The 17,747-nt window shown below is 41.0% G+C and carries 17 protein-coding genes; 11 read left to right on the top strand and 6 right to left on the bottom strand.

What is annotated here, in order from left to right:
* Positions 1-89: 89 nt before the first annotated feature.
* Entirely contained in the window at positions 90-1,802 is a 1,713-nt protein-coding gene (locus H4075_RS00640) for a hypothetical protein (RefSeq protein ID WP_182803184.1), read from the bottom strand.
* A gap of 151 nt (positions 1,803-1,953) precedes the next feature.
* Positions 1,954-2,550, bottom strand: coding sequence for a NifU family protein (locus H4075_RS00635; protein WP_182803182.1), 597 nt, complete (start codon positions 2,548-2,550; stop codon positions 1,954-1,956).
* Positions 2,551-2,688: 138 nt separating this feature from the next.
* Between H4075_RS00635 and H4075_RS00630 the strand changes: the two genes are divergently transcribed.
* From H4075_RS00630 to H4075_RS00620, 3 genes are all read left to right on the top strand, one after another.
* Positions 2,689-3,210 (top strand): ferritin, encoded by a 522-nt coding sequence (locus tag H4075_RS00630; protein ID WP_182803180.1) that lies wholly within the window; start codon positions 2,689-2,691, stop codon positions 3,208-3,210.
* Between the two features lie 107 nt (positions 3,211-3,317).
* Positions 3,318-4,049: an esterase family protein gene (locus H4075_RS00625; RefSeq protein WP_182803178.1), complete on the top strand. Its 732-nt coding sequence runs from the start codon at positions 3,318-3,320 to the stop codon at positions 4,047-4,049.
* A gap of 114 nt (positions 4,050-4,163) precedes the next feature.
* On the top strand, positions 4,164-5,822 hold the full coding sequence (locus H4075_RS00620) for an amidase (RefSeq protein WP_182803176.1): 1,659 nt from the start codon (positions 4,164-4,166) through the stop codon (positions 5,820-5,822).
* Positions 5,823-5,841: 19 nt separating this feature from the next.
* Here the strand turns inward: H4075_RS00620 and H4075_RS00615 are convergent, their stop codons facing one another.
* Together H4075_RS00615 and H4075_RS00610 are read right to left on the bottom strand one after the other, a co-directional pair.
* A complete protein-coding gene (locus H4075_RS00615) occupies positions 5,842-6,153 on the bottom strand; it encodes a DUF3817 domain-containing protein (protein WP_182803174.1) in 312 nt (103 codons plus the stop codon).
* A 19-nt stretch (positions 6,154-6,172) separates the two neighbouring features.
* On the bottom strand, positions 6,173-6,565 hold the full coding sequence (locus H4075_RS00610; RefSeq protein ID WP_255460268.1) for a MerC domain-containing protein: 393 nt from the start codon (positions 6,563-6,565) through the stop codon (positions 6,173-6,175).
* Positions 6,566-6,673: 108 nt separating this feature from the next.
* Between H4075_RS00610 and H4075_RS00605 the strand changes: the two genes are divergently transcribed.
* The 3 genes from H4075_RS00605 (at position 6,674) to H4075_RS00595 (ending at position 8,534) form a co-directional block, all read left to right on the top strand.
* The gene (locus H4075_RS00605; protein ID WP_182803172.1) at positions 6,674-7,330 is read left to right on the top strand and encodes an SCO family protein; all 657 of its coding nucleotides are present in this window, start codon (positions 6,674-6,676) and stop codon (positions 7,328-7,330) included.
* Between the two features lie 13 nt (positions 7,331-7,343).
* Positions 7,344-7,763, top strand: coding sequence for a Fur family transcriptional regulator (locus tag H4075_RS00600; protein WP_182803170.1), 420 nt, complete (start codon positions 7,344-7,346; stop codon positions 7,761-7,763).
* A gap of 75 nt (positions 7,764-7,838) precedes the next feature.
* Entirely contained in the window at positions 7,839-8,534 is a 696-nt protein-coding gene (locus H4075_RS00595) for a hypothetical protein (protein ID WP_182803168.1), read from the top strand.
* 145 nt (positions 8,535-8,679) lie between these two features.
* Here the strand turns inward: H4075_RS00595 and H4075_RS00590 are convergent, their stop codons facing one another.
* The gene (locus H4075_RS00590) at positions 8,680-10,401 is read right to left on the bottom strand and encodes a M3 family oligoendopeptidase (protein WP_182803166.1); all 1,722 of its coding nucleotides are present in this window, start codon (positions 10,399-10,401) and stop codon (positions 8,680-8,682) included.
* Positions 10,402-10,502: 101 nt separating this feature from the next.
* Entirely contained in the window at positions 10,503-11,048 is a 546-nt protein-coding gene (locus H4075_RS00585) for a DUF5606 family protein (RefSeq protein ID WP_182803164.1), read from the bottom strand.
* Positions 11,049-11,298: 250 nt separating this feature from the next.
* On the opposite strand from H4075_RS00585, the gene H4075_RS00580 reads away from it, so the two are divergent.
* The 5 genes from H4075_RS00580 to H4075_RS00560 all read left to right on the top strand — a co-directional run bounded on the left by H4075_RS00580 (position 11,299) and on the right by H4075_RS00560 (position 17,374).
* Entirely contained in the window at positions 11,299-11,931 is a 633-nt protein-coding gene (locus H4075_RS00580; protein WP_182803162.1) for a hypothetical protein, read from the top strand.
* Positions 11,932-11,996: 65 nt separating this feature from the next.
* Positions 11,997-12,743, top strand: coding sequence for an SDR family NAD(P)-dependent oxidoreductase (locus H4075_RS00575; RefSeq protein ID WP_182803160.1), 747 nt, complete (start codon positions 11,997-11,999; stop codon positions 12,741-12,743).
* A 49-nt stretch (positions 12,744-12,792) separates the two neighbouring features.
* Positions 12,793-13,371 (top strand): guanylate kinase, encoded by a 579-nt coding sequence (gene gmk, locus H4075_RS00570; protein WP_182803158.1) that lies wholly within the window; start codon positions 12,793-12,795, stop codon positions 13,369-13,371.
* A 42-nt stretch (positions 13,372-13,413) separates the two neighbouring features.
* Entirely contained in the window at positions 13,414-14,676 is a 1,263-nt protein-coding gene (locus H4075_RS00565; protein WP_182803156.1) for a hemolysin family protein, read from the top strand.
* Between the two features lie 112 nt (positions 14,677-14,788).
* Positions 14,789-17,374, top strand: coding sequence for a zinc-dependent metalloprotease (locus tag H4075_RS00560; protein ID WP_182803154.1), 2,586 nt, complete (start codon positions 14,789-14,791; stop codon positions 17,372-17,374).
* Positions 17,375-17,747 lie beyond the last annotated feature (373 nt).

The raw sequence follows: 17,747 nt of genomic DNA, 5'->3' as shown, positions 1-17,747 counted from the left end.
CAATGAATAAAAGACCCGGGATTTCGGTTTAATAAATTTCCAAAGTATATAACTTCTTCAAAAAAATTCTGTAACCATAAGCCTAAGTTTCAGTACCTCCAACTCAGCAAATCAACTCCCTGCGGACTTCTTGTTTTTACTTCTTCGGCCCACTTGGTAATAAAGTAGCGGTTATAACGTAGCCGGCTGATATAATTCGGTTGAGTATGATCGCCATTCCAGCAATGCTCGGCACGGTCGCCATAATCAACAAACGCATTGGCGAAAGGATTCGTCAACTTTTTCAATCGTTCTTCAAACAGGTACACGGCATTGTTGAGGTAATAATTATCCATATCACCACAGTATATTTTTATTTTTCCCTGCAGTTTATTGCCAAGCTTATTCCAATCACGTTCCAGTATGTAACCTAAATCATAATTCTCCTTCCAATAACGTGCAACAGTTGAATCAATTTCACCTGTGTATTTATTCCAGATAGGTTGCGGATAACCATCGGCACCGCAGGGAGAAAAAACACTTTCCCACACATCAAACTGATCGCCGCTACGGCTGTTGGTGCCCAATGCAAGCTCCCGAAGATTCATGTCTCTTATTGTTGCATCAACATGACCAAGATAATTTCTGTGACCTGGGCGTAACGTCTTTTTAAAAGGCCCTTCCTGGTAGTAGGCATTTTTATCTTTATAAATATCTACCACCATATAAGCACGAAAATCAATAGGATCAGGGCATGCGCTGTAACAACCATTGAATGCATCAGGATAAAACATTTGCGCTGCCAATACTTCCCAACCTCCTGTAGAACCGCCATACATAAATCTTGCCCAGCCTTCACCAATGCCTCTGAAACGTTTTTCAATTTCAGGGATCAACTCATATACAATTGCATCGCCATAAGGTCCGTTGTTGGCACTGTTTACTGCATAACTATCATCATAGAAAGGAGTGGGGTGTTGAATTTCGATAGCAATTACTCTCGGAAACCCCGGGCCCGTCCACAGTTTATAAAAATCATATTCTTCCTGCTGCACAATTTTGTTATACCCTGTTAAATTGAAACGTGCAATATAATCAGGCTTTAAATCAGGATCAGGGGGTGTGGTTCTGAAACCACTAAAGTCATCAGGAAAATGTCCGTGAAAAATTGCCAGCGGATATTTTACTGTTGGGTGAGTCTCCCAACCTTCGGGCAATAGTATATGTGCGCCAATAAACATCGGTCGCCCCCAAAACTCAGTAAGAAGTTTACTCTGAATTTTAATGTGTTTGATATACTTCGTGTCTTTAGGTGGTTCAATGGGTGGTATTTCACTGTCAAGTGCAACCGTAATAACATCAGCACCGGAATTGCTGACACGAAGTTGAACAGGTTGGTTATATAAATTGCCCGGTGCTGTATTCCAGTGTTGTCCTTCGCCTCTGTCCATCGGCAATTTCACTATGTGCCCATCTTTACGTTTGAAGGTTTCGTACTTGTGCAGCAATACCTGTACATGATATGTTCCGTTCTTTAATTGCTTCATATTCTCTACCGGGTAACCAAATGCTTTGGCATCAATTGTTTTCACTTCACCTGGTTTCCAGTTATCCACGTTTATACCAAACACCTGCTGTGTTTGAGGCCCATCGCTTATTTGAAAGCGTGGTTCTGATTTATTGTTTGTGCTGATGAGTAACAGCAATCTTCCATCCAGCGGTTTGTTGCCGAATTTGGAAGGATAAGGAATGAGAAATTTCGTTTGGCTGAAAAGCAAAGATGCAAGTAGTAAAAGGTATGAAGTAAGAAGAGATCGCTTCATGTGTGTTGATTTAGGAAAGAAAGTTACTTGAATTTACTTTACTCCTGGTTATGACGAACGAACAAACAAGGTTGTTTTTCAAACAAAAAAGCGCTGCAACAGTTGCAACGCTTTCTATCAATAGAATCATTTAATCAAATCATCAACGGTCTTACTCCGCCTCTGCCACTACTTCTTCCACTTCAGGGATCATACGCTTCATCATTCCTTCAATACCTGCTTTCAACGTGATCATTGAAGACGGGCATCCGCTGCAACTTCCCTGCAACGCTAGGTTCACTTTACCATCTTTGAAACTTTTGAACTGGATAGCACCGCCGTCCATTTCAACCGCTGGCTTCACATAGTTCTCAAGAATTTCCTGAATGCGTTTTACCACATCGCTTTCATCGCCACTCAACACCACTTCGTCCTTTACAGGCTCCACGATCTTCGATTCATCAATTACAGGCTTACCTTCTTCGAGGTAATCTTTCAAAAACTGGCGAATGGTCGGGATAAGTTCCTGCCAATCAGTATCGGGTGTTGAACGTGTGAGTGTTACAAAATTGCTGGCGATGAACACAGCTTTCACAAACGGAAAGCCAAAGAGTTCCTGTGCCAGTGGAGAAGCGTCTGCTGTTGCTACTTCAGGAAAATCGATGCTTTTGCCGGGATACAGGAGTTTGTTTGCCACAAACTTCATTGTTTCCGGGTTTGGCGTCATTTCTGTATAGATGCTGATAACGGGATTACCTGTTTGTATCATGTTGGTGAAACTTTAAGCTGCAAAAATAACAACAAACGGCGGGTTTTGGTTGAGGTTTTCCCATTTTAGCAGTTTTATGACGAATCATAGCTGAAAAGCTCCCGTAATCGTAAATTAGAGAAATTAAAAATTACAACTATGCTATCCCCAAAAATTGAAAAAGCGCTTAACGAGCAGGTTTTGCTCGAAGCAGAATCATCCCAGATCTATTTAGCCATGGCAAGCTGGGCAGAAGTGGAAGGGTACAGCGGTATAGCGGCCTTCCTATATAAACACAGCGACGAGGAACGTCTTCACATGTTGAAACTGGTGAAGTTCATTAATGAACGGGGCGGCCACGGCGTTATTCCGCAATTAAAAGCACCTTCAACCAAGTACAAAGGTGTGCGGGAATTATTTCAGCAGGTACATGATCATGAAATACTGGTAAGTAAAGAGATCAACAGGCTGGTTGATATTTGTTTGAAAGAAAAAGATTACACCACGCATAATTTTCTGCAATGGTATGTGAGTGAACAGATCGAAGAAGAATCACTCGCAAGACATATCATGGACAAATTGAAATTGATAGGTGCAGATAAGAGTGGTTTGTACATGTTCGACCGTGATGTATCAATGATGGGCAGCCCTGCAGCAGGTGGTGGAGCAGGTAAACATTAATTAATTGATTGATAACAGCCTTCCTCTTATTTGTGTTTACAATGTAATCGTTTATCTTCATTAAGATGAGCGACTGATATTATTATACCTGAAACAAAACTGATTTTATGCAGAGAGAATTATCCGGATGGTACAGCCCGGCTTTGAATAAAGAAATGCCCATTGCTACTTACGGTCATTATGGGTTTGCATTATTGATGGTGCCAACTGCTGCGGCCGACTACTTAGAGTATGAGCGTTTTCAATTGATGGATACATTGCGTCCGTGGGTAGAAGCAGGTAAGGTGAAAATATTTTCTGTAAACAGCATCAATACAGAAAGCTGGATGCACAATGAAATGGAAGGCGCACATAAGGCCATCCGACATAACCAGTTCAACGAATATATTTTTAATGAAGTGGTGCCGTTCATCAAAACAAGCACATCATTCGATACTCCAATTATCACCTGCGGTGCATCATTCGGCGCATTGCACAGTATGAATTTATTTTTAAAACGTCCTGATTTGATCAATGGTGTAATTGCCATGAGTGGCGTATATGATCTGATGGAATACAGTAAAGGACATTATGATGAACAGGTGTATTACAATAGCCCAATGCATTACATGCCCAACTTAACTGATCATGCAGTATTGGAACAGATTCGCCAAAGCAATCATATTCATATTTTCAGTGGAAGTGGTGCGTATGAAGATCCTTCAAGCAGCGGACGTTTTGCAAAAATTCTTTACGACAAAGGCATTAATTACGAATTAGACATCTGGGGCGAAGAATGGCCACACGACTGGAATACATGGCGTTCATTGTTGCCGCACTATCTCGAAACGAGGTTTTAAATAGAGTTGCCAACCTTTTGAAGGTTGGCAACTCTTCCCATTCATCAAATGCAATCAACAATCTGTTGGTTGCATTTGTAGTTTTAGTAGTTTCCACTTCTTAAACCAAAACGCATGAGAACGTCATTCTTCTTTTTTCTTATCTGTATATTATCATCTACCCTTTCAGCACAACAAAAAGATACCATCAGCAAAGAAGATCTGAAGATCGCTGCGAAAGTAATTGGTCTTGATTTTACAGAACCTGAACGTGACAGTATGTTGCGTGATGTGAGAGATAATTACACGGAGTATGCAAGGATGCGTAGCCTTCCGCTCAATAACAATGTGCCCATGAGTCTTTGGCAAAGTCCCGTGCTGCCTGGTATGCAGTTCGATACAAAGCAATTGCCTGTCCAATGGAATATTCCTGTTAATGTAAACTTGCCCTTAAACAAAGCTGATCTTGCTTTTTATAATATTCTGCAATTAGCAACACTTATCAAAAACAAAAAGATCACATCTGTTGATCTGACAAAATTTTTTATTGAACGTATCCGTAAGTATGGCGACACCTTACAATGTGTGATTTCTGTAACAGAGGAAATTGCTATGCAACAAGCCAGAGCTGCTGATGCAGAAATAGCAAAAGGAAAATACCGTGGACCATTGCATGGTATCCCCTACGGATTAAAAGATCTGTTTGCGGTAAAAGGAACTAAAACTACATGGGGTGCCACGCCTTACAAAGACCAAACAATTGAAGAAGACAGTTATGTGTGCACAAAACTAAAAGATGCAGGTGCAGTTTTAATAGCCAAGTTTACTCTCGGCGCTTTAGCAATGGGCGATTGGTGGTTTGGTGGTCGTACAAAAAATCCCTGGAATCTCAACTTCGGTTCATCAGGTTCATCTGCAGGTTCAGCTTCTGCAACAGTAGCGGGGCTCGTGCCATTTGCAATTGGCACAGAAACATTAGGGTCAATTATTTCACCCTCTACTGTTTGTGGCGCAACAGGTTTGCGACCAACATTCGGCAGCATCAGCAGAAGTGGAGCAATGACACTTTCATGGAGTCTTGATAAAGCCGGACCTATTTGTCGCAGTGCAGAAGACGCTGCTGTTGTGTTCAACTATATTCATGGAACCGATGGCAAAGATCCCGGTGCAGTGAATATGCCGTTCAATTACAGTGTAAAAAAAGATATCAAAAAACTCCGCATCGGTTATGCAAAGAATTTTTTCGATCGCATTCGTGATACAAGTGCAAATGAATGGAAAGTGTTGAAAGCATTTGAACAAATGGGCATCAAACTCATTCCTGTTAATTTCCCCGACAGCGCAGCTTATCCTTTCGACATTGTTGGTATTACCATTGGTGCAGAGAGTGCTGCTGCATTTGATGAGTTAACAAGAACAGATATGGATGATCTGTTAACCCGTCAAAACAAAAATGATTGGCCCAATTCTTTCCGCACTGCAAGATTAATTCCTGCAGTAGAATATATCAATGCAAATCGTCATCGCTATTTGTTGATGCAACACATGAAAACATTTTTTGAAACGGTTGATATTGTTATCACCCCCACCTATGGCGGTCGTCAATTGGCTATTACAAATCTTACAGGTCATCCTGCATTGGTAATGCCAACAGGTTTTAACCAACGTAAACTTCCAACAAGTATTACTTTGGTTGGCAAGTTGTATGATGAAGCAACATTATTACAAGTAGGAAAGGCGTTTCAACTGGCGACCGGTTGGGATGATGTACATCCGGAAATGTTTAAGCAGTAAGAACAACTACAAGTAAGAATTATTTGTTTGATGCAAGCAGCTGCTCTTCTTTTTTCAATTGCTTATCATAAACAAACGTTCCAAGCGGCAACCATGCAGCAATAAAAGCAAACAGAAATTTTTTGAAGGGCCAGTTGTACACTTCTTTTACATAAAAAGCCAGTGCAACATACACTACAAACAATAAACCATGTGCCCAACCGACATACTTAACTGCCAGTGGCAGGTCGAATATGTATTTCAAGGGCATGGCAATTAAAAGCAATACTAAAAAAGAAATACCTTCTGCAATTCCTGTTTTGCGTAAAAGTTGGATCGGTTTCAGATTCATGTTACAAAGAAATAACAGATCAGTGATTACAATCTGTGGTATGACAATGATTTGCTTTTCTGCAAAAACGATGATTGAGAATGTGTGCAGTAATGATCAACGCAACTGCCGGTATCACAAAAACAAATGAAGAATAAGGAAATTTTATAAACTGGTTAAGCGTAAACAGTAACATACCAATTGAGAAAGGAACGAGCGTTCCCCAATGATGATGGTGTTTTTTATAACCATGCCACAACGTTGAGAAACCGATCACAAAGGCTGTTCCTAATAAAAGTATTTCCACAAACACATTGTGGATGATGTTGATCCCGAAAAGAGGAAGGCTGGTGATAAATAAGGGCACTACAGCACAGTGGATAGCACAGGCTACAGATGCGGCGATTCCCAAGGCTTCCCAATTAATACGCATATTCATAAAGGATGGCAAAAATACATATTTGCAATTATGTTGCAAATTTTATTTTGAGTTGAAATTCGCCTCGGTTCGCTCCGTACCTTTGCGGTTCATTTTAACGATATGTCCAAAAAGTTGTGGTTCTACCTTGGTTTCTTCGTGCTGTTAACGGGTGTTTTCTTTCTCGCTATTTTCTGGGGTACCGACCTGTGGCGTAAAAAATTGCCCACCATGAACGAGGTAAAAGACTTTGCGTTTGTAAACCAGTTGGGCGACACCATCACTAACAATAATGTAGCGGGCAAAGTACAGGTAGTTGAATTTTTCTTTACAACCTGCACCGGTATTTGTCCAAAGATGAACACCAACATGGCCGTGATCGCCAAAGATTTTGCTGATGAAGAAGATTTTATCATCCTCAGTCATACGGTTGATCCTGATAAAGATTCTGTTGCCCGTTTGAAGCAGTATGCCGATTCGATGAAGATCGATCCAAAAAAATGGATGCTCTTAACCGGTACCAAAGAAAAATTATACGAAGCAGCCCGCAAAAGTTATTTGTTGGATGATCAGAAGAACGGACTTGATCCGATTGCTGATCAGTTTATTCATACACAGCTTTTTGCATTGGTTGATAAAAGTGGTAAGCTGCGTGGTATTTATGACGGACTAAAAAAACAGGAATTGACAAAGCTGAATGAAGACATCAGTCTCATTTTAAAAGAAGGTTACGATGGGCCACGTTTTGTGAACGGAATTTTTCAGAATAACCCGAATTAAGTAATTTTCAGACATGAGCGAAGCGATCAAAGAGTTGCTGAAAAAAAATCACATGAGTGTAACCGACAGCCGGTTGCAGATACTCGATATGTTTTATCATGCACCGGGCGCATTGGCGCATGCTGATATTGAAAAGAAGGCCAGCGATAAAATTGATCGTGTTACGATTTACCGCACTTTACAAACCTTTGAAGAAAAGGGCATCATTCATACAATTCCTACAGCTGATAATTCGGTGAAATATGCATTGTGTAAAGATCAGTGTGCAGAAGGCCATCATCACGATAACCATGTGCATTTTGTATGTGAACAATGCGGCAAAACCATTTGCTTAGACGATGTATTGGTGCCCGAAGTAAAATTGCCCCAGGGTTTTCAACCACACCAGAGTAATATGGTGGTGAATGGTTATTGCAGTGATTGCAGGAGCTGAGGGCAAACTCAACCTGTCAGAATTCCATTACAAAGAAAGAATGTAGCTAATTAAATGGTTCGATATTTACCGATATTGACAATTCTCGTCCACCTACTTTCCTGTGGCCAATCCGAAAAAAAGTCACGCCCAAAACAAGTTGACACACCTGGATCAAACCTTGATAAACTTCCTAATGGCAAAAGGCTGTTGGATAATATCAACTCAAAAACTGTTCTTTATTATAAAGAGGTTGTTGGTACCGACACATTAAAAGGGGGTTATATAACTTGCTATGGAATAGACGACAGCATGAAATATTTTTATCTACGGCATGGAGACACATTACACTTATTAAACGAGACCCCTATTTACACATCAACATGGAGCTTGGGGGTATTGGAAAAAGACTTCGACAATTTTTTCATAACAAGAATAGATAATGGGAATGGAGTTCCGGAAACATATCAAGTGTTTGACAAAAAACACGCAAAAAACATTTTGGGTGATAAAGTTGTAGCATGGAATTTTAAGTATTTAGAAGAAACTTTGTTTTTCTTATACGACAACCACACTGTCAATCTTTTCGGCAACGACATTGACAGGAAACAGGCAGATAGTATCTTCCTTTATAATATGAAATCAGGCATTCGGGAAGGATATAAGTTGCCTAAGGAAAACCAAATCGACATAATATATTATGACATTAAAAACTTAACAAATACCAACCTGATTGTTAGTCGAACAAATCATAATTCGGAAGAAGAGAAATTAGTAAAATACAGACGCTAATATTGGCACAAAATATTCAACTTCAGTTTACCTCTCTTTCTTCTTCCCCTCATTCAACCTCTTAGCCAAAAACAAAAATGCCCTCCCGTAGAAACGGCAGGACATGATTAATGTTCTGATTTAGCAGTGCAAATATCGGTATTAATTAGTTAAGATGATCCATTTCTGTTTTTGTAAAATCCATGAGGGTTTTGATGTGGCTCGGTGAAAAGTCGAACTTCAGTCCGGCTGCTTCATACAATTGAGGCAATGTTTTCGTTCCGCCAAGGCTCAATGCATTGATATAATTCTGTAAAGCCACTTGCTGGTTTCGTTTGAACTGCATCCATAAGCCAATTGCTCCAAGCTGTGCAATACCGTATTCAATATAATAAAACGGCACTTCAAACAAATGCAGTTGACGTTGCCATTCGTATGGACGGAATTGTTCTAAACCTGAATAATCGATTAAACCTGTGCTGTATTCATTTGCCAGCGCCATCCATTTTGCACCACGCTCCTCAGCAGTATGCGCAGGGTTTTCATAGAGCCAATGCTGAAACGCATCGATCCTTGCGATCCATGGTAAAATGGTGAGCACTCGTTCCAGTTGTTTGAATTTTGCACGACGCAACTCTTCTTTATCCTTAAAGAAAATATCCCAATGCTCCATGCTGAAGAGTTCCATGGCCATACTTGCCACTTCAGCAATCTCAGCACCATATTCTTTAAAGCCTGTAAGTTCAAGCTCATGTGTAAGGAATGAATGAACAGCATGACCGCCTTCGTGCACCATGGTGGTAACATCATCGAGTGTACCTGCTGCATTCATAAAAATAAACGGTGCACCTGTTTCAGCTAACGGCATATTGTAACCGCCGGGTGCTTTGCCTTTGCGGCTGTCGAGATCAAATCGTTTCAGTTCATTCATCTTGCGCAAACAATCCGCAAAGAATGGATTGAGTTGTTCGAAACATTCAATTGTTTTTTCTGTCAACTCTGTTCCATTAGTAAACGGTTGTAACGGCACAATACCTTCCGGTTCTGCATCCATATCCCAGGGACGCAACTGATCAACACCAATTGCTTTGCGTTGTTCTTCATAAATAATTTTCACCAGCGGAATCACATGTTGCTTTACCGCTTCGTGAAAATTGAAACAATCCTGTGGGGTATAATCAAAACGACCGAGTTCTTTAAACTTATAATCACGGTAATTTTTAAAATCGGCATTCAATGCTAATTGATGACGTTTCTCAACGAGTTTATCAAACAATGCATTCAATGCTTCCCGATCCTGGTAGCGACGGTTCTGGATCTTCATGTACACTTCTTCACGCAACTTGCGATCAGGATTTTCTAAAAACTTTCCTGCCTGTTGCAGTGTATATTCTTTACCATTCACTTCCACTGTCATCTTCCCGGCAATCTGTCCGAACTGTTGCTGCATTACATTCAGTTCACTCATGATCGGAATATTCGCTTCACGAAAAAGATCAATACTTTTTTTGATAGACCGGAGGTACGTGAAATATTTATCAGCATCCAGTTCTTTGGTGAATTCGCATTCAACCAGTTTGCGGTTAAGCTTATCTGCATAGGGTTGCATCTTCGGTGCAATCTCAATGTAGAAATAGTTGAAAGCTTCTTCCAGTTGCTTATTCTCGGTATCGCAGGTCATGCGCACCTGACGCCAGCAGGCATCTTCGCTGATGACCGCTTCCAGTTCACTGCTGTTTTGTAGCCATTGTTCAAGTTCTCCTTTACTATTAATAGGTTGCTCAAGCAGCTGTTTAAAATAAGGCTCAAGTGTTTCCCATGTTGTAATCGTGAAATCTTTCGGTAAGAATTTCCGCTCAATTGGTTTAATATCTGCTGTCAGCGTCATAATCAAAACTGTTTAAAAAATGATGCCGGTAAATCGGTAAGCAGATAAGAAGTTCAACTTCCCGCTCCCCGTCTTACCGGCACAAATGTGATGAGTATAAATTAATCTTCTTTCTTCTTTTTAGCAGCAGCCTTCTTTTTGGGCGCTTCTTCAGTAGCAACTTCCTCTGCTTTTGGCTCAGCTTTCTTCTTTGCTGCTTTCTTTGCCGGTTTCGCTTCTTCTTCAACCACCGCTTCTTCAACAGGTGCTTCTTCCTCAGCCACCTCGGTTAATTTAATTTCAATTCCTTTTGCACTGATGATGCCGTACCACTTCACCATCTTCTTCATATCGCTGGTATACACACGTTCAAAATCCAGATCGGGGTATACTTTTTCGAAATAAGTTTTAATGGCCTTTGCATCTTTTTCATCGGGCAACTTACCACCTGCACTTTCCATGGCTTTGAAAATATCCGTAAGGTTTACATTGTCACGAACAGTGTACACTTCAATACTTTCCAGGTGTGAGAACTGGTGTTGACGGGTAGATGCAAACTTTGTTGAGTTATCATCGAGTGAACGCACAATAGCGCCGTCGCTTTTGCTGCTTACTAATTCGAACAATCCGGGCATTCCGGTAACTGCAATTAATTTTCCGTATTCCATAATTTTCAATTCAAGGGTTGCAAGTTAAAGGATTTCGGTTAACCGCATTTCAATTTTACGGCAAACAACGGAGAGATGCCACAAGCACGAGACTGCCGCAATTGTGCCTTTTACGGTCATATCCGCCTTCTTTAACAGGTTTTTTGTAGTACTGTGTATGAAAATGAGCGTTATAGATACACAGATACTTAAACGAACGTTTAAACTGTTTATATTCGTTAATAACTTAAAAGCCAAAAATCCTATAATCTTGAGCTTGCTACACACACAGGACGTAAATCTTGATCGCATTTCCAACAAACAGGTTGTTTCTTTCATACATGATAACCAGTTGTATCAGCTGAATGATTTTGCAGCATTGGAGTCGTTCTGTCCTAAATCAAATTGTACCAAGACATTTTATACGCACCACAAAACGTTTCATATACGAGAGCGTATTGAAAAAGTATGGGAAGCATATAAGAACATTCATCCAAAACAAGCCTGGTGTGGCAACATGCTTCAGTTTGGCATGCAGTACTGCCGCAAGAATAATTCCATTTCTTATATCGATGATGAATATGCCGGTGCAAAAGCCGGGCAGATCGTGCTCATTCGTGTAAAAGCCTTGGGCGGCTTGGCTAAAGTTGCCGTTGGTCATGAAATTACAGCCGTACATGAAAAAGAAATGTGTCTTGAAACAAGTTACCTCGTGAAAGGAAAATCGTTGGGAAGTCAGCGTATTCAGTTAAAGACCTGTAAGGATGGTTTCACTGAAATTTCACATGATACTATTTATAAAAGCGGATCATGGCTAAGGGATAAGTTGATCTATCCATTCTTTCATACCAAGGCCATCCGTGAATTCCACAACAATATACGCAGGTCATTAGGGCTTGCCTGATGCTGTTTCTCCGTCATTCTGTTTGAATAGAAGATTCTTTTATCTTTAAGCAAACACGCTTTTTTATGAACTGGGAAAACACAGTTGCTATCATCACCGGTGCTGGAACAGGTATTGGCAAAGCCACCAAAGATCTCTTACGCAGCAAAGGCTGCATCGTTTACAATCTCGATTTTACCGACAATGACGAAACCGATCAACAGTATTTCATTTCCTGCGATGTACGCAACCGGCAACAGGTGAATGATGCTGTTGACAAAGTAATTTCTGCCGAAAAGCAAATTGATTTTCTCTTTGCCAATGCCGGCATTCATCTTTTTGCAACGCTTGAACAAACCAGCGATGAAGAATTACAACGTGTGGTTTACACAAATTTGTTTGGTGTGTATTATACATTGCAAAAAGTGATTCCGGTTATGAAAGCACAACAAAAGGGAAGTGTGGTATTGATGGGGTCGGATCAATCGTTTATTGGCAAAGCAGCAAGTTCTGTTTATGGCATGACGAAGGGAGCAATTGCCCAACTAGCCAAAAGTACTACCATCGATTATGCCCCATTCAACATACGTGTCAATTGTATTTGTCCCGGCACTATTGATACGCCGTTACTGCATAACGCAGTGGATCGTTTTTCGCAATTGAGCAATGCTACCAAAGAGGAGATCTATAAAAGTTTAGACACAATTCAACCAATGGGGCGCATTGGAAAGCCGGAGGAAATTGCAAAAACCGTTGCCTTTCTGTTGAGTGATGAAAGCAGCTTTACCACCGGAAGCCTTATAGCTGTTGATGGTGGTTATGTTTGCCAGTAATTGAATGTTTCTGTTAACATTACAGCTATTCATTTATTTTTGAAGCTTTATGGAACAGGAATATCATAAGATCATCATCATTACCGCTCCTTCAGGTGCCGGAAAAACCTCCATCACAAGACAACTGATGAAGCATTTCCCGCAACTTGCGTTTTCTATTTCAGCAGCTACACGCAAGCCAAGAGCGCATGAAAAAGATGGTGTTGATTATCATTTCATGAGCACAGAAGCTTTTCAACAAAAAATTCATGAAAATGCTTTTATGGAATGGGAAATGGTGTACGAAGGAAATTATTATGGCACCCTCAAAAGTGAAATGGAACGCATCTGGAGCAACGGACAAATTCCGGTACTCGATATTGATGTGAAGGGTGCTATTCATGTGCAGGACCTGTATCCGAAACAAATACTCACCATTTTCATTGAGCCGCCATCCATTGAAGAATTGAAAAGGAGGTTAGAAAGTCGTGGTACAGAAACAGCCGATTCACTCCAGGCACGTGTTAGTAAAGCCTCTTACGAAATATCATTCAAGCATTCATTTCAGCACGTAATCGTTAACGACAATCTTGAAAAAGCCATTGCAGAAGCTACTGCTATTGTCGGGGCATTCATACAAGCTGAGTAATCAGCATCTGTAATTCCTGCAAAAACACTATTTTTAATTACGATGAATTGGGTGTTAATTATATGGATCGGGGTAAGTATGTTGTTCGTCGGCTTTTTTGCCGGATTACAAACAGCATTTGGTTCGCTCAATCGTTTCTCCGTAGAGCTTAAGAAAAAACAAGGTGTTGCCAGTGGCCGCATCCTTAGTTTCTTTATCGAAAATCAAAGCCGTTTTATTGGCGCTTTACTTGTTGCTGTTACACTTTCTTTAGTTGTGTTTGTATTGTTGGTGAACCGTTTCTTTGATCCGTTATGGAAACAAATGCCAACACCAATCCGCAATTCAGCTTTTTTACGCATTACTATTGAGCTCTTTACATCTGGCTTGCTGGCGTTGTTGATACAGGTTGTATTTAAAGCCATCTTCCGTAAAAAAAGCAATTCTGTTCTTTCGTTTTTTGCACGCATCGTGAGTTTACTTTACAGTATCTTTTCTCCTGTTGCTTCCTTGTTTGTTGGCTTGGCAGAATGGATCCTGAAATACTTATTCGATGTGCGCATCAGTGATAAAAAAGAAGCATTCACTAAAGTTGACCTCGAACATTTTATTCAGCAGGGTAAAGACGATAACGAAGAATCACAAGACATCAATACAGAACTGTTTGAAAATGCATTGTCGTTACCCGGCGTAAAAGTGCGTGAGTGTTTAATTCCACGAAAAGAGATCGTTGGTGTTGAATCGTCAGCAAGTGTTGAAGAAGTGAAACAAAAGTTTGTGGAAACAAAACTCAGCAAACTCATTGTGTACGAAGGTAACATCGACAACATTCTTGGTTACGTTCACCAGCTCGATCTGTTTCGTAAGCCGGAAGACATCAAATCAATTTTATTACCGATCCCTGCTGTACCCGAAAGCATGGGACTTACAGATCTCATCAGTCAATTCACCCGTGAACGTAAAAGTATAGCGTGGGTGGTTGATGAGTTTGGCGGCACAAGCGGCATTGTAACCATGGAAGATCTGCTGGAAGAAATTTTCGGCGAAATTCAGGACGAGTACGACACCGAAGAGTTTGTTGAAAAACAACTTTCCGATAATGAGTTTATTTTTAGCGGCCGTTTGGAAACAGATTATCTCTCCGAAAAATACAACCTCGAGTTTAAGGAAGAAAGCGACGCTGAAACTTTATCGGGCTACATTGTTGAACACCATGAAACCATACCTGTTGCAAAAGAACGTATCATTATCGACGACTACGAGTTTGATATCCTCTCCGTAAGCGAAACAAGAATTGAGACCGTAAAGATGAAGGTCCTTCGCTGATTTCCCGTTGTATTAACCAGTTACAGTAAGCTTTGTCCGCTTATACAAAGCCCGCATATCTACGAAAAGTTTATTTTACCTTTTCTTATCAGTTAACAACAAAACAAGAATTATGAACAAGCGTTTCGCATTAGCCTTATCAGCTGTTTGTTTGTTACTGGGTACTGAAATTTCAGCCCAAGCAAAAAACGGAGCAGCCGCTCCCGCTGACTCAACCAAAAAGGCGCCCCCAAAACCTGCCGGTATTACCGACAAAGTAAAAGCCAGTAAAAAACATTCCGGTCTGTTTACCCTTTACCAGGATACCGTAACAGGCAGTGTACAGATGTACATCCGGAAAGATCAGTTAAACAAAGACTTTATCTACCAGAGTTTCTCTCTCAGCGGTCCAACAAGTTTGTTTCTTCACCAAGGTATGCACCGTGCAACATTGGTGTTTAAAATGAAAAAGGCCTACGACAAGATCGAGTTCTCTACCGTAAACACCAACTTCTACTATGATTCAAAGAATGCTGTGAGCAAAGCTGCAAATGTAGATGTGGCCGATGCGGTTTTTTATGCCGATAAAGTAGGTGCAGAAGATTCAACCGGTTATCTCGTAAGTGTTGATCAATTGTTCCTGAGCGACAAACTCGATCCGGTAAAACCGATTTTCCCTCCAACCATTCCTCCGGGAGCTGTTTTCAATCTTGGTGGTTACAATCCAACAAAAAGCAAGTACAGCAACATCCGTTCATACCCCAACAACAGCGACGTAGTTGTTGATCTGGCTTATGACAATCCAATGCCTTTTAACCAGGGCGGAAAAGATATTACCGATGCACGTTTTGTGCGCATCAAACTTCAGCACTCGTTTATTGAAGTGCCTGTGAACGATTACAAACCACGTTTCGATGATCCACGTGTTGGTTTCTTTACACAGGAAGTAGATGATCTTACATCAAACGAGATCGTTAACTATCGTGATATGATCAACCGCTGGCATTTGAAGAAAAAAGATCCTTCAGCAGCATTAAGTGAACCCGTTGAGCCGATCACTTTCTGGGTAGAAAACACCACACCTGTTGAATACCGTGAAATTGTAAAAGCAGCAGGCGAACGCTGGAACGAAGCGTTTGAAAAAGCCGGTTTTAAAAATGCAGTGGTGATGAAGATCATGCCTGATGATGCTACATGGGATCCTTCAGATATCCGTTACAATGTGATCCGCTGGGTATCGTCTCCCTATCCTCCTTATGGAGCAATCGGGCCCAGTTTCGTAAACCCAAAAACAGGTCAGATTTTAGGAAGTGATATCACCATCGAATGGAGAAGCGGTGCTGAAACTCCTTTTCTTGATGTAACGGAAGACGCTATTGCATCTGGAGCTAATCTGCAACAGCAAATGATGGAAAACATGCCATCGCACATGCGTAAGCATTGGGCAACTTGTACAATTGGTAGCGAACTTACCAAACAATACATGGCAGGTTCAACGCTCATTACAACTTCTGATGCACCTCCAACTGAAGTAAGAAAGGCACATGAGCAGTTTTTGTATTATCTCATTCTGCATGAAATGGGTCATACCCTTGGTTTGAACCACAACATGAAAGCCAGCCAGATGCTGAGCCCAACTGAAGTACATAATACTGCTATCACACAAAAATTAGGATTGCAGGGTTCCGTAATGGATTATCCTTCGATCAATATCAACAGCGACAGAAGCAAGCAAGGTGATTACTACACCATGAAACCCGGGCCATACGATCTGTGGGCAATTGAATTTGGTTACCGTGAGTTCCCTGCAGGCCAGGAACAAACAGAGCTGAACAAAATTCTCCGTCGCAGTCATGAACCACATCTCACGTTTGGTAACGATGCTGATGATATGCGTAGTCCCGGCAACGGTATTGATCCACGTGTGATGATCAATGATATGAGTAACGACATGGTTGCTTATGGCGAAGACCGTATCAAATTTGTGAACAGTGCCATGAGCAAACTGGTAAGCAAATATGCGAAAGGCGATAAGAGCTACCAGGAAGTATTGATTCGTTACAATGTGCTGAACGGACAGCGTTTCTCTATGGCCAATGCCATCAGCCGTTATATTGGTGGTGTGCAGGTCGACAGAAGTTTCCCCGGTCAGAACAATGGCAGCAAACCATTTGTGATCACGCCGGTTGCTTATCAGAAAAAAGCAATGAACTTCCTGGCAACTTATGTATTTGCCCCGAATGCATTTGAAGCAGATCAGCAATTGTTGCCATACCTGCAGGTTCAGCGTCGTGGTTACAATTTCTTCGGTGCGCCTGAAGATCCAAAACACACTTCACTTGTGCAGAATTTCCAAACAAATATTCTTGCACAACTCCTGCACCCAACTACGTTACGTCGTATCAACAACAGTGCCTTGTATGGTAATACCTATAGTGTGGCTGATGTGATGAACGACATTATGAACGCCATCTTTAAAGCTGATGCAGCGGGTGCAGTAAATGTGTACCGCCAAAATCTGCAGACAGAATTTGTAAAGGGTGCGGCAGCAATTGTGGCAGCACCAGCCGGCTTCGATAACCCTTCAAAAAGTGCTGCTTATAACACTTTACGCAAGGTAAGAACCATGTTAGCCACAGCAGTTTCGCCGAACGAGCAAACAAGAGCTCACCGCAGCATGCTCATGTTTTTGATTGATAAAGCATTGGCTGTAAAATAAACAGACTTGATCTGTAGTTTAAAAGCGGCCCCGAAAGGCCGCTTTTTTATTTTGGACAGATTTCCAACCCTTTTTACTAAAAATGAAATCGTGAAGTGTTTTAATAAAAGTGAATAAACAGATGTAGTTTTAATTCATTGAAGATGGTGAGTACCACAGGCCGAATCACAGTACTGTCTGATACGTCCGCTGAGAAAGATGGCTTTACCTTTACCCGGACAGACTCCTTGAATCAAGCTGTACAGATGAAAAAAGAGTACCATGATTAGAAAATATTTTTATGCTGCATTGTTGATCCTCAATACTCTTATTGCAATTTTCTTTTTGGGACTAGTAAAATTAGCTAGTTATAGTGTAAGTGACGAGTCTATTA

Origin of the sequence: Lacibacter sediminis, assembly GCF_014168535.1 — a bacterium.
Classification (GTDB): Bacteria; Bacteroidota; Bacteroidia; order Chitinophagales; family Chitinophagaceae; genus Lacibacter; species Lacibacter sediminis.
This window is presented reverse-complemented; position numbering and strand designations above follow the sequence as displayed.